Source organism: Streptomyces sp. NPDC001851, from assembly GCF_040297165.1.
Classification (GTDB): domain Bacteria; phylum Actinomycetota; class Actinomycetes; order Streptomycetales; family Streptomycetaceae; genus Streptomyces.
This window is the reverse complement of record NZ_JBEOYR010000006.1, coordinates 255,668-275,518: the sequence shown is the minus strand read 5'-3', so window position 1 is coordinate 275,518 and position 19,851 is coordinate 255,668. Positions and strand designations below refer to the sequence as shown.

Annotated in this window: 18 protein-coding genes; 8 read left to right on the top strand and 10 right to left on the bottom strand. The window is 70.9% G+C overall.

Going from position 1 to position 19,851, the window contains the following annotated elements:
* The gene (aspS, locus tag ABT171_RS11285) at positions 1-1,764 is read right to left on the bottom strand and encodes an aspartate--tRNA ligase (protein ID WP_351242227.1); all 1,764 of its coding nucleotides are present in this window, start codon (positions 1,762-1,764) and stop codon (positions 1-3) included.
* A 172-nt stretch (positions 1,765-1,936) separates the two neighbouring features.
* Between aspS and ABT171_RS11280 the strand changes: the two genes are divergently transcribed.
* Positions 1,937-4,096, top strand: a complete 2,160-nt coding sequence (locus tag ABT171_RS11280) for a SpoIIE family protein phosphatase (protein ID WP_351242225.1) — start codon at positions 1,937-1,939, stop codon at positions 4,094-4,096.
* Here ABT171_RS11280 and ABT171_RS11275 read toward each other — a convergent pair.
* The 4 genes from ABT171_RS11275 to ABT171_RS11260 all read right to left on the bottom strand — a co-directional run bounded on the left by ABT171_RS11275 (position 4,024) and on the right by ABT171_RS11260 (position 7,368).
* Positions 4,024-5,112 (bottom strand): AI-2E family transporter, encoded by a 1,089-nt coding sequence (locus tag ABT171_RS11275; RefSeq protein ID WP_351242223.1) that lies wholly within the window; start codon positions 5,110-5,112, stop codon positions 4,024-4,026. The two genes, ABT171_RS11280 and ABT171_RS11275, sit on opposite strands and share 73 nt — an antisense overlap.
* Positions 5,113-5,253: 141 nt before the next feature.
* The gene (locus ABT171_RS11270) at positions 5,254-5,577 is read right to left on the bottom strand and encodes a hypothetical protein (protein WP_351242221.1); all 324 of its coding nucleotides are present in this window, start codon (positions 5,575-5,577) and stop codon (positions 5,254-5,256) included.
* Positions 5,578-5,821: 244 nt separating this feature from the next.
* Positions 5,822-6,793, bottom strand: coding sequence for a pirin family protein (locus tag ABT171_RS11265; RefSeq protein WP_351242219.1), 972 nt, complete (start codon positions 6,791-6,793; stop codon positions 5,822-5,824).
* Between the two features lie 110 nt (positions 6,794-6,903).
* On the bottom strand, positions 6,904-7,368 hold the full coding sequence (locus tag ABT171_RS11260; RefSeq protein ID WP_031172737.1) for an SseB family protein: 465 nt from the start codon (positions 7,366-7,368) through the stop codon (positions 6,904-6,906).
* A 197-nt stretch (positions 7,369-7,565) separates the two neighbouring features.
* Between ABT171_RS11260 and ABT171_RS11255 the strand changes: the two genes are divergently transcribed.
* From ABT171_RS11255 to ABT171_RS11245, 3 genes are all read left to right on the top strand, one after another.
* Positions 7,566-9,392: an acyl-CoA dehydrogenase gene (locus ABT171_RS11255; RefSeq protein ID WP_351242217.1), complete on the top strand. Its 1,827-nt coding sequence runs from the start codon at positions 7,566-7,568 to the stop codon at positions 9,390-9,392.
* Between the two features lie 77 nt (positions 9,393-9,469).
* Entirely contained in the window at positions 9,470-10,768 is a 1,299-nt protein-coding gene (locus ABT171_RS11250) for a M18 family aminopeptidase (protein WP_351242215.1), read from the top strand.
* Positions 10,769-10,834: 66 nt separating this feature from the next.
* A complete protein-coding gene (locus tag ABT171_RS11245; RefSeq protein ID WP_351242213.1) occupies positions 10,835-11,086 on the top strand; it encodes a DUF6458 family protein in 252 nt (83 codons plus the stop codon).
* 13 nt (positions 11,087-11,099) lie between these two features.
* On the opposite strand, the gene ABT171_RS11240 is transcribed toward ABT171_RS11245, so the two are convergent.
* Positions 11,100-12,959 (bottom strand): NHL domain-containing thioredoxin family protein, encoded by a 1,860-nt coding sequence (locus tag ABT171_RS11240; RefSeq protein WP_351242211.1) that lies wholly within the window; start codon positions 12,957-12,959, stop codon positions 11,100-11,102.
* A 168-nt stretch (positions 12,960-13,127) separates the two neighbouring features.
* On the opposite strand from ABT171_RS11240, the gene ABT171_RS11235 reads away from it, so the two are divergent.
* Positions 13,128-13,754 (top strand): nucleoside/nucleotide kinase family protein, encoded by a 627-nt coding sequence (locus ABT171_RS11235; protein WP_351242209.1) that lies wholly within the window; start codon positions 13,128-13,130, stop codon positions 13,752-13,754.
* A gap of 103 nt (positions 13,755-13,857) precedes the next feature.
* Here ABT171_RS11235 and ABT171_RS11230 read toward each other — a convergent pair whose 3' ends face one another.
* Complete coding sequence (locus ABT171_RS11230) at positions 13,858-14,271, bottom strand: cupin domain-containing protein (protein WP_351242207.1); 414 nt, start codon at positions 14,269-14,271, stop codon at positions 13,858-13,860.
* 52 nt (positions 14,272-14,323) lie between these two features.
* On the opposite strand from ABT171_RS11230, the gene ABT171_RS11225 reads away from it, so the two are divergent.
* Positions 14,324-15,292, top strand: coding sequence for a GlxA family transcriptional regulator (locus ABT171_RS11225; RefSeq protein ID WP_351242205.1), 969 nt, complete (start codon positions 14,324-14,326; stop codon positions 15,290-15,292).
* A gap of 31 nt (positions 15,293-15,323) precedes the next feature.
* Positions 15,324-15,818, top strand: coding sequence for an LURP-one-related/scramblase family protein (locus ABT171_RS11220; protein WP_351242203.1), 495 nt, complete (start codon positions 15,324-15,326; stop codon positions 15,816-15,818).
* Positions 15,819-15,907: 89 nt separating this feature from the next.
* Here the strand turns inward: ABT171_RS11220 and ABT171_RS11215 are convergent, their stop codons facing one another.
* Entirely contained in the window at positions 15,908-16,702 is a 795-nt protein-coding gene (locus tag ABT171_RS11215) for a carbon-nitrogen family hydrolase (protein WP_351242201.1), read from the bottom strand.
* Positions 16,703-16,884: 182 nt separating this feature from the next.
* Between ABT171_RS11215 and ABT171_RS11210 the strand changes: the two genes are divergently transcribed.
* On the top strand, positions 16,885-17,709 hold the full coding sequence (locus tag ABT171_RS11210) for a maleylpyruvate isomerase family mycothiol-dependent enzyme (RefSeq protein ID WP_351242199.1): 825 nt from the start codon (positions 16,885-16,887) through the stop codon (positions 17,707-17,709).
* A gap of 24 nt (positions 17,710-17,733) precedes the next feature.
* On the opposite strand, the gene ABT171_RS11205 is transcribed toward ABT171_RS11210, so the two are convergent.
* Both ABT171_RS11205 and ABT171_RS11200 read right to left on the bottom strand, forming a co-directional pair.
* Entirely contained in the window at positions 17,734-19,041 is a 1,308-nt protein-coding gene (locus ABT171_RS11205; protein ID WP_351242197.1) for an MFS transporter, read from the bottom strand.
* Positions 19,038-19,712, bottom strand: coding sequence for a GntR family transcriptional regulator (locus tag ABT171_RS11200; RefSeq protein WP_351242195.1), 675 nt, complete (start codon positions 19,710-19,712; stop codon positions 19,038-19,040). The genes ABT171_RS11205 and ABT171_RS11200 overlap by 4 nt, the downstream gene beginning before the upstream one ends.
* Positions 19,713-19,851 lie beyond the last annotated feature (139 nt).

Genomic DNA, 19,851 nt, shown 5'->3' with positions numbered 1-19,851 from the left:
CTACTTCGGCTGCGGCTTCCTGATGTTCAGGTGCAGCTCGCGCAGGCGGGACTCCTCCAGCTCGGTGGGGGCGCCCATCATCAGGTCCTGGGCGTTGCCGTTGAGCGGGAAGGCGATCGTCTCGCGGATGTTGGGCTCGTCCGCGAGGAGCATGACGATGCGGTCCACACCGGGCGCGATGCCGCCGTGCGGCGGGGCGCCGAAGCGGAACGCGCGGAGCATGCCGGCGAACTTGTCCTCGACGGTCTCGCGGTCGTAGCCCGCGATCTCGAACGCCTTGAGCATGATCTCCGGCTCGTGGTTCCGGATCGCGCCGGAGGACAGCTCGACGCCGTTGCAGACGATGTCGTACTGCCAGCCCAGGATGTCCAGTGGGTCCTGGGTCTCCAGGGCCTCCAGGCCGCCCTGCGGCATGGAGAAGGGGTTGTGCGAGAAGTCGATCGCGCCGGTCTCCTCGTCCTTCTCGTACATCGGGAAGTCGACGATCCAGCAGAAGCGGAAGACGCCCTCCTCGAAGTGCCCGGCGCGACGAGCGGCCTCGACGCGGACCGCGCCCATGATCTTGGAGACCTCGTCGAACTCGCCCGCGCCGAAGAAGACCGCGTGGCCGGGGGCCAGCGACAGGCGCTTGGTCAGCTCGGCGACGTTCTCCTCGGTGAGGAACTTCGCGATCGGGCCGGAGAGGGTGCCGTCCTCGGCGACGCGAACCCACGCCAGCCCCTTGGCGCCCAGGGAGATCGCGAACTCGCCGAGCTGGTCGAAGAACTTGCGCGGCTGGTCCTGGACCGCCGGTACCGGCAGCGCACGCACGTGCTTGCCGGCGAAGGCCTTGAACTCCGAGCCCTCGAAGACATCGGTGATGTCCACCAGCTCCAGCTTGGCGCGCAGGTCCGGCTTGTCGGAGCCGTACTTCAGCATCGCCTCGCGGAACGGGATCCGCGGGAAGGGAGAGGTGACGTGGCGGCCGCCGCCGAACTCCTCGAAGAGTTCCGTCATCAGCTTCTCGATCGGCTGGAAGACGTCCTCCTGCTCGACGAAGCTCATCTCGACGTCGAGCTGGTAGAACTCGCCCGGCGAGCGGTCGGCGCGGGCGTCCTCGTCGCGGAAGCAGGGCGCGATCTGGAAGTAGCGGTCGAAGCCGGAGATCATCAGCAGCTGCTTGAACTGCTGCGGGGCCTGCGGCAGCGCATAGAACTTGCCGGGGTGCAGACGGGAGGGGACGACGAAGTCGCGCGCGCCCTCGGGGGACGTGGCGGACAGGATCGGCGTCGCCATCTCGTTGAAGCCCATCGCGGCCATCTTGTGCCGGATCGCCGAGATGACCTGGGTGCGCAGCAGGATGTTGCGGTGCATGCGCTCGCGGCGCAGGTCGAGGAAGCGGTACTCCAGACGCCGCTCCTCGTTGACCCCGTCCTCGGCGTTGATCGTGAACGGCAGCGGCGCCGCGGCGCCGAGCAGCTCGACCTCGGCCACCTCGACCTCGATCTCACCGGTCGGCAGATCGGGGTTCACGTTCTCGGTTCCACGTGAAACAACGCGGCCGTCGACCCGGACCGTGGACTCCTTGGAGATCTTGTCCAGGGCCTCGTACGCGGGCGTGCCGGGGCGGGCGACCAGCTGCGTGATGCCGTAGTGGTCGCGCAGATCGATGAAGAGGATGCCGCCCAGGTCGCGCCGATTGTGCAGCCAGCCACTCAGCCGGACGTCGGTGCCGACGTCAGAGGCGCGGAGCTGGCCGCAGGTGTGGGACCTGTACCGATGCATCGTCGTTCATCGTCCTTCGTGTGTGAGGTCTGCGGGGCGTGCTCTCCCCCGCGAGAACGGGCACGGGGCCCGGACCCATCAAGGGTACCGGGCACCCCAAGATCGGCTCCCCACCATTACCGTCCGCCACCCAGGGTGGCAGGTATCGGTCATATCTTCCTAAAGTGGGGCAATGCGTATCGGCGAGCCCTTCCCGTCCGTCGGGGATGTCCTCGCCGCCCTCGCGACCGGGCTGTGGCACTGGGACACGGCCGCCGGACTGGTCACCGTGGACGCGGAGGCGGCGCGGCTGCTCGGGCTGCCCGCGGAGGCGACCACCCTCACCGAGGCCCAGACCCGGGCGCGGCTGCACCCGGAGGACTGGAACGAGATCACCGGCGTGGTCCCGCTGGCGGTCGACGAGGGCACGCTCGCGGAGGTGCGCATCCGGATCATGGACGAGCAGGGGAACATCCTGCGGGTCGTCCGCAGCCGGTCGAAACCCTCCTTCGATGCCGAGCGGCGGGCGTACGAGCTGATCGGCACCCTCCAGGAGGTCACCGAGCCGACCCCGGGCACGGCGGCGGCCCGCAGCGCGGTCACCGGTGACTGGCGGCGCTCACGGGAGGCGTTCCTGCTGGACGCGGGCCGGGCGCTGGCGGAGGCGCGGTCCACGGCGGAGGTGCTGCGGGTGGCCGGCGGCCTGTCGATGCCGGGCTTCTCACCGGACGGGCTCGTGGTGTTCGGAGCGGAGGGCGACCGGCTGACGATCATCGGCCAGCACGGGCACCAGCCCGGCGACATGGACCCCTTCTCGCACATGGCGCTGACCACCGACTATCCGGCGGCCCAGGTCGTCCGCACCGGCCGTGCGGTGTATCTGTCCTCGCCCGAGGAGTACAAGGAGCGCTACCCGGCGACCTGGCCGCTCGCCCAGCCCTTCGGCCGTCGCTCCTGGGCCTTCCTGCCGCTGACGGTGGCCGGGCGCACGATGGGTGCCTGGATGGCGGCCTTCGCCTATCCGGTCGCGTTCACCCCCGACGAGCGCGCGGTTCTGACGACGGTGGCCCGGATGCTCGCCCAGGCGCTGTCCCGGGCCGGCGCCGAGGAGTCCGAACGGGAGCTGACGGAGGGCCTGCAGCGCTCCATGCTGCCCTCGCTCGGCCCGGAGATCCCCGGGATGCAGGTGGCCGCCCGGTACATCCCGACCGGCGGGGGACTCCAGGTCGGCGGCGACTGGTACGACCTGATCCCGCTGCCCTCCGGCCGGTCCGCGCTGGTCGTGGGCGACGTACAGGGCCATGACGTGCGGGCCGCGGGTCTCATGGGCCAGCTGCGCATCGCCCTGCGCGCCTACGCCTCCGAGGGCCACCGCCCGGACGCCGTGCTCTCCCGGGCGTCCCGGTTCCTGCACGGCATCACGCACGACGACGACCAGCCGGCCGACCTCCGCTTCGCGACCTGCGTGTACGTCGAGGCCGACCCGGCGACCGGGACGCTGGAGATCGCCCGTGCCGGGCATCCGCACCCGGCGATCCGGATGGCCGACGGCACGGTGATGATGCGGCCGACGGCGGGCGGACTGCCGCTGGGCATCGACCCGGACGCGGACTATCCGACGACCCGGTTCACCCTGGAACCCGGCGAGACGCTGCTGCTCTGCACCGACGGCCTGATCGAGACCGGCGGCCACGACATGGAGAGCGGCTGGCGCCGGCTGCGCGCGATCCTGGAGGAGCACCGGGGCCCGGCCGGGCCCGAGCTGGAATCGCTGGCCGACGCACTGGTGCAGGGGGTGCACGGGCCGTACTCGCACCACACCACCGGTCCCCTGACCGACCGTCGCGAGGACGACATCGCGCTACTACTGCTGAGCCGGCCACGGGAGGAGACGGCACGGCCCACGGTCCGGCGCACGCTGCTCTCGGTGGCGCAGGACGAGCCGGACCGGATCGCCGAGGCCCGCCGGCACCTGCGCGAGCTGCTGCACGACTGGGCCGGTGCGGACCAGGTGGACTCGGCGGTGCTGCTGGTCTCGGAGATGGTCACCAACGTCCTCGTCCACACCGACACCGACGCGCTGCTGCTCGCCGAGGTGACCGGCGAGACCGCGGCCCGCCGCCTGCGGGTGCAGGTCACCGACGCGGGCGACGACCTGCCGCACAGGCGCCGGCCCGGCGAGCTGGCCTCCTCCGGCCGCGGCCTGATGCTGATCGAACTCCTCGCCGACGCCTGGGGAGTGGACCCGCGGGGCGAGGGCAAGAGCATCTGGTTCGAGCTCTACGAGTCGGAGGGGGCGTCGGGGGGCGTGTCGGGGGACGGGTCTGAAGGCGCGTCGGAGGGTGTCGCGTAACGCGTCCGCAGTTCCTGTACGACCCCGAAGGCGGCCGCGGTCAGCGGGACCGCGAGCAGCATCCCGAGGACCCCCGCGACGGACGCCCCGCCGGTGATCGCGACCATCACCACCGCCGGATGCATCTGCACGGTCCGGCTCTGGATGACCGGCTGCAGCACATGTCCCTCCAGCACCTGCACGGCGAGGACGACGCCGAGCGCCCACAGCGCGATGACGAACCCGCGGTCGGCGAGGGCGACCAGGACGGCGACCGTGCCGGAGATGAAGGCGCCGAGGTAGGGGATGTAGGCGCCGACGAAGACCAGCGCGCCCAGCCCGAGCGCGCCGGGCACCTGGAGGATCAGCAGGCCGACGGTGATGCACAGGGCGTCGATCAGCGCGATGACGGTCGTACCGCGCATGAAGCCCTCCACGGCCTCGAAGGCGCGCCGGGCGATGGCCTCCAGGGTGTCGGCGGTGCCGCCGGGCGCGACGGACCGGAGGGTGGCGACAGCGCGGTGGGAGTCGCGCAGAAAGAAGAAGACGAGCAGCAGGGCGAGCACGGCCATCGCGATGCCCTCGCCGACGACGCTGACCCCGCTGATGACGTTGGACGCGGCCGTGCCGCCGAACCTGCTCAGCAGCGTGCGCGCGTGGACGGCGAGGTCGTCGAGCCCGGTGCCGGCGGCCCCGAAGTGCTGCGAGACGCCCTTGGCGGCGTCCCTGAGCGAGGCGATGATCTGGTCACCGGTGTCGATGAGCGCGGCGACGACGATGTACACGGCACCGCCGACGACGGCCACCACGGCGACGCAGGTGAGCCCGGCCGCCACCGACGCCTGCACCCCGGCCCGCACGAGCCACCGGTACAGCGGGCCGAGCAGCGCGGTCCCGAGCAGGGCGAGCAGCACCGGTGTGACGGCCGTACGGAACTCCCCGCACAGCCGTACCCCCACCCAGCCGACCCCGGCGACGAGCAGCAGCACGGCGCACCAGGCCGCGAGACGGCGCACGGGGTCGGGCAACAGCGGCACGCCTCCAGCGGACCACGGCCGCCGGCGGCTGTCCTGCCGCACGGGTCCGGGCGGGTGAGGCGGACGGCACGCGGCGTGAGCGGCCGCCTCTCTCGGGGCGGCCGCTCACGCGGTGGCTGGCCGGGCGCTGCCGGAGCGTCCTCAGCCCAGGAGACCACCGAGGAGACCCTGGAGCAGGCAACCGAGGCCGAGCAGACCGCAGTTGGTGCCGTTCCCGTTCCCGTTCCCGTTGCCGTTGTCGTTGCCGGTACCGGTCTCGCTGCTCGTACCGGTACCGGTGTCGCTGCTCGTGGCGGTACCGGTGTCGCTGCTCGTGCCGGTGCCGTCGTCGGCGAGGACCGTGACCGTGGTGCTCTGCGGGGCGACGCCCGTCTGGGCCTGGGCGGGGGCGGCCAGCGCGACCCCGCCGACGCTGAGGAGGACGCTTGCCGCGGTGCACGCCAGGACGCTGCGGATGCTGCTCATATGTGACTCCTGAACTGGGGTGTGTGTGCGTGGTGTCGGCCACCAGGCGCGACCACTGGTGCGCGCTGCGGAACGAGGCGCGCAGTTGCGACGCTAGGGGCCCGCTCGGCGCAACGCCTTCCGGAACTAGCCCATCCGGGTCGGCGCGCCTCCTTGCGCCGCGCGCGGAAAGAACTCCGCCGCGCACACGAAGAGCCCCGTCCGGGCATCCGGACGGGGCTTCCTCTCAGCCGGTCGGCGTGGCCTACAATCCGCCTTCGGTCATGCCGTGCACCGCCGGGACGGTCCCCAGACGGCCCTTCTGGAAGTCCTCGAAGGCCTGCATCAGCTCGTCCTTGGTGTTCATGACGAACGGGCCGTAGTGGGCCATGGGTTCACGGATCGGCTGTCCGCCGAGGAGGACCACCTCCAGGTCCGGGGTGTGGGAATCCTGCTTCTCGTCCGCGCGGACGGTCAGCGAGGAGCCGGCGCCGAAGACGGCGGTCTGCCCGGAGCGGACCGGCCGACGGTCCGCTCCGACGCCGCCCCGGCCCGCCAGGACGTAGGCCAGGCCGTTGAAGTCCTCACGCCACGGCAGGGTGATCTCCGCGCCCGGTGCCAGCGTCGCGTGGATCATCGTGATCGGCGTGTGCGTGATACCGGGACCGGTGTGCCCGTCCAGCTCACCGGCGATGACCCGCAGCAGCGCGCCGCCGTCCGGGGACGTCAGCAACTGCACGTTGCCCCCGCGGATGTCCTGGTAGCGCGGGGCCATCATCTTGTCCCTGGCCGGGAGGTTCACCCACAGCTGGAGGCCGTGGAAGAGACCGCCGGACATGACCAGGGACTCCGGCGGCGCCTCGATGTGCAGCAGGCCCGAACCGGCGGTCATCCACTGCGTGTCGCCGTTGGTGATGGTGCCGCCGCCACCGTTGGAGTCCTGGTGGTCGAAGATCCCGTCGATGATGTAGGTGACGGTCTCGAAGCCCCGGTGCGGGTGCCAGGGGGTACCCTTCGGCTCGCCCGGCGCGTACTCCACCTCGCCCATCTGGTCCATCATGATGAACGGGTCGAGGTGGCGGTAGTTGATCCCGGCGAACGCCCGGCGCACCGGGAAGCCCTCCCCCTCGAAGCCGCTCGGCGCGGTCGTGACGGCCAGCACCGGACGCGCCACCGCATCGGCGGGAGCGGTCACGCGGGGCAGCGTCAACGGGTTCTCGACGGTCACTGCAGGCATGGTCGGTACCTCCTTGTGCGCCCACTTTAGTTGAGCATTGAACTTTCTGCCACCTGCAACAGAGAAAGCCCGGAGGGAATTCCCTCCGGGCTCGCGTCGAGGAGCTCGGGTCAGCCGTACATACGGCGCATCGCGAAGTCGACCATCTGCTCGACCGCCTTGGCGTCGAACACCATCCGGTGCTCGCCCTCCATGTCCAGGACGAAGCCGTAGCCGGTGGGCAGCAGGTCGATCACCTCGGCACCGGTGATCACGAAGTACTTGGACTCCTTGCCCGCGTACCGGCGCAGCTCCTTGAGCGAGGTGAACATCGGGATCACCGGCTGCTGGGTGTTGTGCAGGGCGAGGAAGCCCGGGGTGTCACCGCGCGGGCAGTACACCTTCGACGTCGCGAAGATCTGCTGGAAGTCCTCGGCCGACATCTGCCCGGTGGTGAAGGCGCGCACCGCGTCCGCGAGGGAGGGCGGGGACGGCTCGGGATACAGCGGCGGCTGCTGCCCGTAGCCGCCGGCCATCGGCTGCTGGGGTGCGGCGTACTGCTGCTGAGCACCGACGTTCTGGTCGTAGCCGTACATGGGCGCAAGCGTACCGAGCGGGAGCGGCGTGGTGGGGCCCGGGAAACTACGGCGGCGGGGAGTAGACCCTTCTCACACTTGCACCGGCAGGGGTTGCTTCTTATTACCGACGGGTAGCATCATCGTAGCTACTTGTTGGTACGTGAACTAGGTGCGAGGAGTCAGTGCCTCGCCGATCTCTCTACGGAGCCGTCGCCATGGGGCACTACAAGCCGAATCTCCGCGACATCGAGTTCAACCTCTTCGAAGTACTGGGGCGCGACAAGGTGTACGGCACCGGCCCGTTCGAGGAGATGGACGTCGACACCGCCAAGAGCATCCTGGAGGAGATGACCCGCCTCTCGGAGAACGAGCTGGCCGAGTCCTTCGCCGACGCCGACCGCAACCCGCCCGTCTTCGACCCGGAGACCAACACCGCGCCCGTCCCGGCGTCCTTCAAGAAGAGCTACCAGGCCTTCATGGACTCCGAGTACTGGCGGCTCGGCCTGCCCGAGGAGATCGGCGGCACCACCTCGCCGCGCTCCCTGATCTGGGCCTACGCCGAGCTCATCCTGGGCGCCAACCCGGCCGTGTGGATGTACTCCTCGGGCCCGGCGTTCGCCGGCATCCTCTTCGAGGAGGGCAACGAGGTCCAGAAGCACATAGCGAAGATCGCCGTGGAGAAGCAGTGGGGCTCCACGATGGTGCTCACCGAGCCCGACGCGGGCTCCGACGTGGGCGCCGGCCGTACCAAGGCGATCCAGCAGGAGGACGGCTCCTGGCACATCGAGGGCGTGAAGCGCTTCATCACCTCCGGTGAGCACGACATGTCCGAGAACATCCTCCACTACGTGCTCGCACGGCCGGAGGGCGCCGGCCCCGGCACCAAGGGCCTGTCCCTCTTCCTCGTCCCGAAGTACAACTTCGACTTCGAGACCGGCGAGCTGGGCGAGCGCAACGGCGTCTACGCCACCAACGTCGAGCACAAGATGGGCCTGAAGGCCTCCAACACCTGCGAGATGACCTTCGGCGACCAGCACCCCGCCAAGGGCTGGCTGATCGGCGACAAGCACGACGGCATCCGCCAGATGTTCCGCATCATCGAGTTCGCCCGCATGATGGTCGGCACGAAGGCGATCTCCACGCTGTCCACCGGCTACCTGAACGCGCTGGAGTACGCCAAGGAGCGCGTCCAGGGCCCGGACCTCGCGCAGTTCATGGACAAGACCGCGCCCAAGGTCACCATCACCCACCACCCGGACGTGCGCCGCTCGCTGATGACGCAGAAGGCGTACGCCGAGGGCATGCGGGCCCTGGTGCTGTACACCGCCTCCATCCAGGACGCGATCCAGCTCAAGGAGGCCGCCGGCGAGGACGCCTCCGCCGAGCACGCGCTGAACGACCTGCTGCTGCCCATCGTCAAGGGCTACGGCTCCGAGAAGGGCTACGAGCAGCTCGCCCAGTCGCTGCAGACCTTCGGCGGCTCCGGCTTCCTGCAGGAGTACCCGATCGAGCAGTACATCCGGGACTCCAAGATCGACACCCTGTACGAGGGCACCACCGCGATCCAGGGCCAGGACTTCTTCTTCCGGAAGATCGTCCGCAACCAGGGCGCCGCGCTGAACTCCCTCGCCGAGGACATCAAGAAGTTCCTGGCGCTCGGCACCGGCGGCGAGGACCTGGCCGGCGCCCGTGAGCACCTGGCCAAGGCGGCCGTGGAGCTGGAGGCGATCGTCGGCCTGATGCTGACCGACCTCGCCGCCACCGAGCAGGACACCAAGAACATCTACAAGGTGGGCCTGAACACCACCCGCCTGCTCATGGCCTCCGGTGACGTCGTCGTCGGCTACCTGCTGCTGAAGGGCGCCGCGATCGCCGCCGAGAAGCTGGCCACGGCCTCCGCCAAGGACCAGGCGTTCTACACCGGCAAGATCGCCGCGGCGAAGTTCTTCGCGGCGAACGTCCTGCCGGGCGTCACGCTGGCCCGCAAGGTCGCCTCGGGTGTCGAGCTGGACCTTATGGAGCTGGACGAGGCCGCGTTCTAGCAGCTCGTCGTGGATTCCCTGTGCGGGCCCGCTCCCTTTCCCGGGAGCGGGCCCGTGCACGTCGTTAAGGTGAACCCATGAGCGCACCAGCCCGCTTCGACCGCGGCCACACCGACGACCTGATGTCCTTCCTGGCGGCGAGCCCGTCGCCGTACCACGCCGTGGCGAACACCGCCGAACGGCTGGAGAAGGCGGGCTTCAGGCAGGTCGCGGAGACGGACGCCTGGGACGGGTCGAGCGGCGGCAAGTTCGTGCTGCGCGGCGGCGCGATCGTCGCCTGGTACGTCCCCGAGGGCGCCGAGGCGCACACGCCCTTCCACATCATCGGCGCGCACACCGACTCCCCGAACCTCAGGGTCAAGCCGCGCCCGGACAGCCTGGCGCACGGCTGGCGCCAGGTCGCCGTCGAGATCTACGGCGGGCCGCTGATGAACTCCTGGCTGGACCGCGACCTGGGCCTGGCCGGCCGGCTCAGCCTGCGCGACGGCTCCACGGTCCTGGTCAACGTGGACCGTCCGCTGCTGCGGGTGCCGCAGCTCGCCATCCACCTGGACCGTTCGGTCAGCTCCGAGGGCCTCAAGCTGGACAAGCAGCGCCATCTGCAGCCGGTCTGGGGACTCGGCGACGATGTGCGCGACGGCGATCTGATCGCCTTCCTGGAGCAGGAGGCGGGACTCACGGCCGGCTCGGTCACCGGCTGGGACCTGATGACGCACCCGGTGGAGGCCCCCGCCTACCTCGGCCGGGACCGGGAGCTGGTCGCCGGTCCGCGCATGGACAACCTGCTGTCGGTGCACGCGGGCACGGCCGCGCTGGCCGCCGTCGCGACCTCCGGCGCACCGCTCACCCGGATCCCCGTGCTGGCCGCCTTCGACCACGAGGAGAACGGCTCCCAGTCGGACACCGGCGCGGACGGCCCGCTGCTCGGAACCGTCCTGGAGCGCTCGGTGTTCGCGCGCGGCGGCTCGTACGAGGACCGGGCCCGCGCCTTCGCCGGCACGGTGTGCCTGTCCTCCGACACGGGCCACGCCGTCCACCCCAACTACGCCGAGCGGCACGACCCGACGCACCACCCCCGGGTCAACGGCGGCCCCATCCTCAAGGTCAACGTCAACAACCGCTACGCCACGGACGGTTCGGGCCGTGCGGTCTTCGCCGCCGCCTGCGAGAAGGCGAACGTGCCGTTCCAGACGTTCGTCTCCAACAACTCCATGCCCTGCGGCACCACCATCGGCCCGATCACGGCGGCCCGGCACGGCATCCGCACGGTCGACATCGGCGTGGCGATCCTCTCGATGCACAGCGTGCGCGAACTGTGCGGCGCGGACGACCCGTTCCTGCTGGCGAACGCCCTCGTGGCCTTCCTGGAGGGCTAGCCGGGGCGGCCCCGGGTACCCGGACGGCACCGGAGATTCCGGAACCGAAAGGGGAGGCGACTTCTCATGGGGCTCGGAGGATGCATCATCCTCATCGCCGTGGGGGCCATCCTCACGTTCGCGACCGACTGGCACATGCACGGCGTCAACCTCACGGTCGTGGGCCTGATCCTGATGGCCGTGGGACTGATCGGCGTGGCGACCTTCAGCGGCATCGCGCGGCGCCGCCGGGTCGTGATGCCGCCGACGCCGGTGGTGGAGGAGGAACCCCGCCATCACCACCGCGTCGACGGCTACAGCGACGGCTACGGCGTCTGACGCGGACGCCTGATCACAGGACCGCCCCTGCCTCCTGCTCGTCCATCCCCGCCAGGACGAGCGGCAGGCGGTGCGCCCCGCCTTCGGTGAGGCGGACCGGGACACCCCAGTCCTGCTGGTGGACGTGGCAGGCGGGGTACGCGTTGGCCGGATCGTCGTCGCAGCTCGCGGCCATCGCCGCGACGTGCAGGACGCCCTCCGTGACGGCCGGGTTCAGCTCCAGCTCACGGGACAGGTCCGGGTCCGCGCCCGCGCCCTTGCGCAGCAGCTCGGGCGGGGTCGAGGAGACCAGCAGACGGGTGGAGGGGCCGTACCGGGTGTCGAGCTTCTGCCCTGCGGGCGGCTGGAAGACGACGTCCAACAGCAGTGTGCCCGGGGCGACTTCGGTCGCCGCGCGCTGGGTGCGGTGGGCGACCGACTCCACCCGTACCGCCTCCTCGGGCAGCCGCAGCCGGGTCAGGCGGTGCCGGGCGGACTCCACGACCACGATGTCCTCGCCGGCGAGCACGGCGCCGCTGGGCTCGCGCAGGTCCGTGGCCAGCGTGGTGACCTCGCCGGTCGCCGGGTCGTAGCGGCGCAGCGCGTGATTGTAGGTGTCGGCGATCGCCACCGAGCCGTCCGGCAGGGCGGTGACGCCCAGCGGGTGCTGGAGCAGCGCCTGTCCGGCGGCGCCGTCGCGGTGGCCGAAGTCGAACAGGCCGGTGCCGACCGCCGTGTGGACGTGTCCGTCGCGATCCACCCAGCGCAGGGCGCTGGTCTCGGAGTCGGCGAGCCACAGCCGTTCGGCGGTGGCCGCGAGACCGGAGGGCTGGGCGAACCAGGCCTCCGCGGCGGGGCCGTCGACCAGGCCCTCGTTGGTGGTGCCCGCCGCCACGGCGACCGTGCCCGCCTCGGGGTCGTACGTCCACAGCTGGTGGACGCCCGCCATGGCGATCCACACCATGCCGCCGAAGACCGCCACGTCCCAGGGGGACGAGAGGTCGACCTCGCGGGCCGGGCCGGAGGTGGCGGACCCCTGCCACCACTGCTTTCCGGTGCCGGCCAGGGTGGTCACCGCGCCGGTGGCGAGGTCGAGGCGGCGCAGGGCGTGGTTGACGGTGTCGGCGACGACCACACTGCCGTCGTCCAGCAGGGCCAGACCCTGCGGCTCGTTGAAGGAGGCCGCGTCGGGGCCGCCGTCCGCCAGCCCGCGCAGGCCGGAGCCGATGCGCCGTACGACGGTCTCGGCGTCCTCCGCCAGTTCCACCAGCTGGTGCCGGGTGGTGTCGCTGACCAGGAAGTTCCCCGACGGCAGCAGCAGCGCCCCGCCCGGGAAGCGCAGCGTCGTCGGCTCGGGCTCCGGCGGTACGAACGGGCCGTCGCCGCGGCGCAGGGTGCCCTTCGCCCCGTGTTCGGCCTCCAGCTCCTCGACCAGCCGCTCGATGGCGTGTGCGTGCCCCTCGCCCGCGTGCTGGGCGACCACATACCCCTCCGGGTCGATCACGACCAGCGTCGGCCAGGCGCGGACCGCGTACTGCTTCCAGGTGGCCAGCTCCGGGTCGTCCAGCACCGGGTGCTCCACGCCGTACCGCTCCACCGCGTCCACAACCGCCTGGTGCTCGGCCTCGTGCACGAACTTCGGGGAGTGCACACCGATCACCACCACCGTGTCCCGGTGCTTCTCCTCCAGCTCGCGCAGCTCGTCCAGGACGTGCAGGCAGTTGATGCAGCAGAAGGTCCAGAAATCAATGACAACGCACTTACCTCGCAGGTTGGCGAGGGTCAGCTCTTTGCCTCCGGTGTTCAGCCAGCCGCCCTTGCCGATGAGCTCGGGGGCACGGACACGGGCACGGCGGCGGGGCGCGGGGGTGGGCGCCGAGGCGGCATCGTTCATGGTTCAAGGTTGCCATTGACGAGGTAGGAGACGTTCCCGGCCGTAGGGTCGGCCGATAGGTTCTCCCCCATGAGATCACCCCGGGCTGGCATGCATCACTCGGCTTCTTCCTGGCGGCAACCCTGTCCCCCCGCAGCCTCCGTCGAGCGAAGCACGTTGATCGGGGAAATGGCCCGCAGCGTCCTGGAACTCGGTAAGGGGCGCCTACTGGTGGGGATCGACGGCTTCACCGCTGCCGGCAAGACGAGCTTCGGCCATGAGCTGGCCGAGCGAATCAGTGCTGCGGGACGGCCGGTGCTCCGCGCGACGCTCGACGATTTCAAGAAGCCGTGGAAGGACCGCCACCTGTACGACAGGGAGTCCGGCGAGGGGTACTACCGGAACGCGTACGACTACGACCGGGTCAGGAGCCTGCTGCTGGAACCCTGCCGGTCACCGGGGGCGACATCCTGTGTGCTGTGCAGCATCGATCCGCTGACCCAGCGGGACCACTCGGGGGAGACGACGCCTCTCGCGTCGGACGCCGTGCTGATCGTGGACGGTGTCTTCGCGTTCCGGCCCGAGATCAACGCGTACTGGGACTTCCGGGTCTGGCTGCAGGTAGAGGCAGAGCTGTCCGTACAGCGGGGCGCCGAGCGTGACCAGGACCGGGCCGGATCCGAGGCTGAGTCGATCCACCGCACCAGGTATCTGGTGGCCGAGCAGATCTATCTCCAGGAAGTCGACCCATTGCCGAAGGCAGACATCGTTATCGACAACTCGGTCTTCCAGAAGCCCCGGATCGTCCCCAAGTGACATCGCCTCGACATAGGTGACCCCGGGCGTGACGAGCGGCCTGTGAGGTCCGGCTCGTCGGGGGGCGCCCGACGAGCGGGCCAGAGAACCGCGTCGCACGCGCTCAAGCGACCGGATCGGGTTCATGCACGCCGGACAGGGCGTGGCCGGTGGTCGCGTCCACGTGGTCCGGCACCTCCTCGTGCCGGTCGCCGACCGTCAGGGTGCCGCTGGGCTCGATGACGAGGATCGAGGTGGGCACGCGCGCGGACGGCTTGTGTTCGGTGCCGCGCGGGACGGTGAAGACCGAGCCCCTGGGCAGGACGACGGTGCGCTCTCCGGCCGGTTCGCGCAGGCCGATGCGCAGTTCGCCGTCGAGGACCAGGAAGAACTCGTCGGTGTGGTCGTGGACGTGCCAGAGGTGTTCGCCCTCCACCTTCGCCACGCGCACGTCGTAGTCGTTGACGGTGGTGACGATGCGGGGGCTCCACTGCTCGGTGAAGGAGGCGAGGGCCTGGTGGAGGGAGATCGGTTCCATGGGTTCATCGTGCGGGTGGCCGGGGCCGTCGTACGAGTGCTAGGAATCGCATGTGCCGCAAGGATCCTCTCACCGCGTCGTGCTGGTGGTCGACGAGAACTCCAACCCCTTCGAGATGAGCTGCGCCATCGAGGTCTTCGGGTTGCCGCGGCCCGAACTGGGGCGGGACCTGTACGACTTCCGGCTCTGCTCCGCCACGCCCGAGACCCGGATGCGGGACGGCTTCTTCACGCTCACCGGGGTCGCCGGTCTGGAGGCGGCCGAGGACGCCGACACGCTGATCGTGCCGAACCGTCCCGACACCGAGGTACCGCGCACGGAACGCGTCCTGGACGTCGTACGCCGGGCACACGCGCGTGGCGCCCGGCTCGTCGGCTTCTGCTCGGGCGCGTTCACCCTCGCGGAGGCGGGGCTGCTGGACGGGCGCCGGGCGGCCTGTCACTGGATGTGGGCCGAGGCCTTCCGCAGCCGCTTCCCCCGGGCGCGCCTGGAGCCGGACGTGCTCTTCGTGGACGACGGCGACATCCTTACCGCCTCCGGCAGCGCCTCGGCGCTCGACCTGGGCCTGCACATCGTGCGCCGCGACCACGGCGCGGAGATCGCCAACCACGTCTCGCGGCGCCTGGTCTTCGCCGCCCACCGGGACGGCGGTCAGCGGCAGTTCGTGGAGCGTCCGGTGCCCGACGTGCCCGACGCGTCGCTCGGCCCGCTGCTGGCCTGGGCGCAGGAACGGCTGGGTGAGCCGCTGACGGTGGCGGACCTCGCGGCCCGCGCGGCCGTCAGCCCCGCCACGCTGCACCGCCGCTTCCGTGCCCAGCTGGGCACGACCCCGTTGGCGTGGCTCACCGGGGAGCGGGTGGCGCTGGCCTGCCGGCTGATCGAGCGGGGCGAGGAGCGCCTGGACGTCGTCGCGGCCCGCAGCGGCCTGGGGACGGCGGCCAATCTGCGGGCCCGGCTGCGCCGGGAGACGGGGCTGAGCCCATCGGGGTACCGCAGGCGTTTCGGGCCGGCGGGACCGTGAGGATCAACCCGCGGCGGGGAACGGTCACCGCATGAGACTCCTCGTACGCGACCGGCTCCTCGGCATCGGTGACGACTACTGGATCGAGGACGAGCACGGCCGGAAGGTGTTCCTCGTCGACGGCAAGGCCATGCGGCTGCGGGACACCTTCGAGCTGAAGGACGCCCAGGGCCGCGTCCTGGTCGACATCCACCAGAAGATGTTCGCGCTGCGCGACACCATGGTGATCGAGCGGGACGGCGAGGGCCTGGCCACCATCAGGCGCAAACGGCTGTCCCTGTTGCGCAACCACTACCGGGTGTCCCTGGCCGACGGCACCGGGCTGGACGTCAGCGGCAGGATCCTCGACCACGAGTTCGCCATCGAGTACGACGGCGAACTCCTCGCGGTGGTCTCCCGCCGCTGGCTGCACCTGCGGGACACCTACGGCGTCGACATCGTGCGCGAGGACGCCGACCCGGCGCTGCTCATCGCGGTGGCGGTGTGTGTGATCCACCTGGCGCAGAAGGAGCGGGAGGACGACTGAAGCCGGCCGAAGGCCCGCGGAAGCGTCCGCCGAAAGGCCCGCCGAAGCGTCCGCCGAAAGGTCTGCTGAAAGGCCCGCTGAGCCGGTCCTCAGCGGCGCGGCGGATCCAGGCCGAGCACCCGGTCCTTCAGCGCGGGGAACTGCTCGCGCGTGGCCGCCACCTTCGACGGGTCGAAGTCGACGGTGAGGACCTCCTCGTCCGGCCCCGCCTCGGCCAGCACCTCGCCCCAGGGATCCACCACGATCGAGTGACCCGCCTGCGGAACTCCCGCATGGGTCCCGGCCGTTCCACAGGCAAGCACGAACGCCTGGTTCTCCACCGCCCGCGCCTGAGCCAGCAGCGTCCAGTGCGCACGCCGGCGCTCGGGCCAGCCCGCCGGGATCACCAGGGTCTCGGCGCCGGCGTCGACGAGTGAGCGGAAGAGTTCGGGGAAACGGAGGTCGTAACAGGTGGCCACGCCGAGCGTGGTCCCGGGCAGCCGGACCGTCACCAGGTCCCGCCCGGCGCCCATCAGCACGGCCTCGCCCTTGTCGAAACCGAAGCGATGGATCTTGCGGTAGGCGGCAGCCAGCTCACCGGAGGGGGAGAAGACGAGAGATGTGTTGTAGAGAGGCCCGTCCGGGTCCCGTTCGGGGACGGAGCCCGCGTGCAGCCACACGCCCGCGTCGCTCGCCGCCTTGGCCATGACCTCGTACGTCGGCCCTTCGAGCGGCTCGGCCGCACGGCCGAACTCCTCGTAGGCGAAGGCACCGGTGGTCCACAGCTCGGGCAGGACCACGAGGTCGGACCCGGCCTGCTCCCGCACCAGCGCGGCCGCCCGCTGCCGCCGGGAGTCGACCGATTCGTTCACGTTCACAGCGATCTGGATCAGCGAGGCGCGCACACTACCACCGTCCTGGCATTCGAGTCGTCCACACAGGCCTACGATCGTCACACGAAAGCACTGCCGGGGTGCGTGTGGGCAGCGTAACTTAGCCTCCCAGACGCCCACCGAAGTGCAGCCGCCGCCCGCTGGCAACGCCGCCACAACCTGCCCGTGTACCGACCGCCGAGGGGTCCTGTTCCGTGAGTCTGCATCCCACCCTCCAGCCCTACGCCGACGCCTGGACCCACTCCATCGACGCGATATCGGAGATGGTCCAGTCGCTCGCGGAAGGCGAGTGGAACCGGCGGACCCCGTGCCCGGGCTGGTCGGTGCGGGACATCGTGTCCCATGTGATCGGCCTGGACTGCGAGATGCTCGGCGACCCGCGCCCGATCCACTCGCTCCCCCGTGACCTCTTCCACGTGACCACCGAGCACCAGCGGTACATGGAGATGCAGGTCGACGTCCGCCGCCACCACACGGCGCCGGAGATGACGGCCGAGCTGGAGTACACGGCCATCCGCCGCAACCGCCAGCTGCGCAACGAGAACCGCGACCCCGGCACCACGGTACGCGGCCCGCTGGGCTCGGAGGTCACCCTGGAACAGGCCTACCGCACCCGCGCGTTCGACGTGTGGGTGCACGAGCAGGACCTGCGCACGGCCCTCGGCCGGCCGGGCAACCTGGACTCGCCGGGCGCGTACGTGGTGCGGGACGTCCTGCTGGAGGCACTGCCCAGGGTCGTCGCGAAGGACGCGGACGCGCCGCGCAGCTCGGCGATCGTGTTCGACGTACACGGCCCGGTGGAGTTCCTGCGCACGATACGCGTCGACATCCAGGGCCGCGGCACCCTGGAAACCACCCCGGCCCTCGGCCCGGCCGCCACCCTCACCCTCGACTGGGAGACCTACGTCCGCCTCGCCTGCGGCCGGGTCACCCCGGAGGCGGTGGCGGACCGCGTGAAGACGGAGGGCGACCAGGACGTGGCGGCGGCCATCCTGCGCAACTTCGCCGTGACGCCGTAGCCCTGCAGGCACGGCACCAGGTGCTCACGCGGGCACGTGGACCGTCTCCACCCGGCTGGCGACCAACCGCTCCCGCTCCCGCCGGGCCGCCCGCCCGCGCAGCCGCAGGATCTGGGACACCCCGAGCGCCTGCAGCACGAACACGGCGCTGAACGCCACGGCGTAGTCGTCCCCGGTGGCGTCCAACAGCACACCGACCGCGAAGAGCGTCGTCATCGAGGCGACGAATCCCCCCATGTTGGTGATGCCGGACGCGGTGCCCTGTCGCTCGGGCGGGTTGGCGGGCCGCGCGAAGTCGAACCCGATCATCGAGGCCGGCCCGCAGGCACCCAGCACCGCGCACAGCGCGACCAGCAGCCACATGGGCGCGCGCGCACCGGGATACAGCAGCGTCGTCGCCCACAGCAGCGCGGTCGTACCGACCGTGCCCAGCGCCAGCGGCAGCCGTGCCGCGTGGTGCCGGGCGACGATCTGGCCGTAGACGAGCCCGATCGCCATGTTGGACAGCACGACCAGGGTGAGCAGCTCACCGGCCGTGGCGCGGCTGAGCCCCTGCGCCTGGACCAGGAACGGCAGGCCCCACAGCAGCAGGAACACCATCGCCGGGAACTGGGTGGTGAAGTGCACCCACAGCCCGAGGCGGGTGCCGGGCTCCCGCCAGGCCGCGGCGATCTGCCGGCGGACGTAGGCCGCGCCCTGGTGCGGCGACGGCTCGGGCTCGTGCCCGTCGGGGTGGTCCTTCAGGAACAACAGCGTCAGAACGAGGACGACGACCCCGGCGAACGCGCTGCCGGCGAACGCCGGGGTCCAGCCGAGGCCGTGCAGCAGCCGGGCGAGGACCAGGGTGGAGACCAGGTTGCCCGCCATGCCGACCAGCCCGGCGAGCTGCGCGACCAGCGGCCCGCGCCGGGCCGGGAACCAGCGGCTGCCGAGCCGCAGCACGCTGATGAAGGTCATCGCGTCACCACAGCCCAGCAGGGCGCGGGAGGCGAGGGCGGTGCCGTAGGAGGGCGAGAAGGCGAAGCCCAGCTGCCCGGCGGTGAAGAGGATCGCCCCCATGCTCAGCACCTTCTTGGTGCCGAGCCGGTCGACCAGCAGGCCGACGGGTATCTGCATGCCGGCGTAGACCAGCAGCTGCAGGATGGAGAACGTCGACAGGGCGGAGGCGCCCACATGGAAGCGGTCGGCCGCGTCGAGGCCGGCCACGCCCAGCGACGTACGGAAGATGACGGCGACGAAGTAGACCGCCACGCCTATGGACCACACGGTGACGGCGCGCCGGCCGCCCGGCGGATCACCCGGAAGAGTGACGTTCCTCGACGGGCTGCTCATCGCACCTCACCCCGGGCGAGGTGCGAGAACCAGCTCACATGCCGGTGCACGACACCGACGGCCGCCTCCGCGTCCCCGGCGCGCAGCGCGTCCAGGATCTCCTCGTGCTCGGCGAGCGTCTTGGCGATCCGGTCGGGGTGGGAGTGCATGACGGCGACGCCCATCCGCAGCTGCCGGTCGCGCAGCTGGTCATAGAGCCGGGACAGGATCTCGTTGCCGCCGCTGCGCACGATCTCGGCGTGGAAGGAGCGGTCGGTCACCGCGGCCGCGGCCAGGTCCCCGGCGGCGGCCTGTGCCTTCTGCAGCTCCAGCAGCTCGGTCAGCCGCTCCAGCAGACCGGGCGGGGCGGGTACGGCCTTGCGGGCGGCGTGCTCCTCGACCAGCTGGCGGGTCTCCACCACGTCGGCGATCTCCTGCGCGGAGACGGGCAGCACCAGGGCGCCCTTCTTCGGGTAGAGCCGGATCAGGCCCTCGACCTCCAGGCGCAGCAGCGCCTCCCGCACGGGTGTGCGCGAGACCCCGACGGCCTCGGCCAGCTCGCCCTCGGTGAGCAGGGTCCCGCCCTCGTAGCGACGGTCGAGGACGCCCTGTTTGACGTGGGCGTACACGCGGTCGGCGGCGGGCGGCGGCTTGTCGTGCCGGCGTGCGGACTGCTGTACGGCCGTCTTCATGCCCACAGGATAGATACAACACGTACGCATGCGGCAGCGGCGTCCAGCATCCGGACGTGACGGAAATCGCGCGCAGCGACGGCACAACGTTCTGTGCTACTTACGTGTCTCACATGTGCGGCCCCCTTGCTCCCGCCAC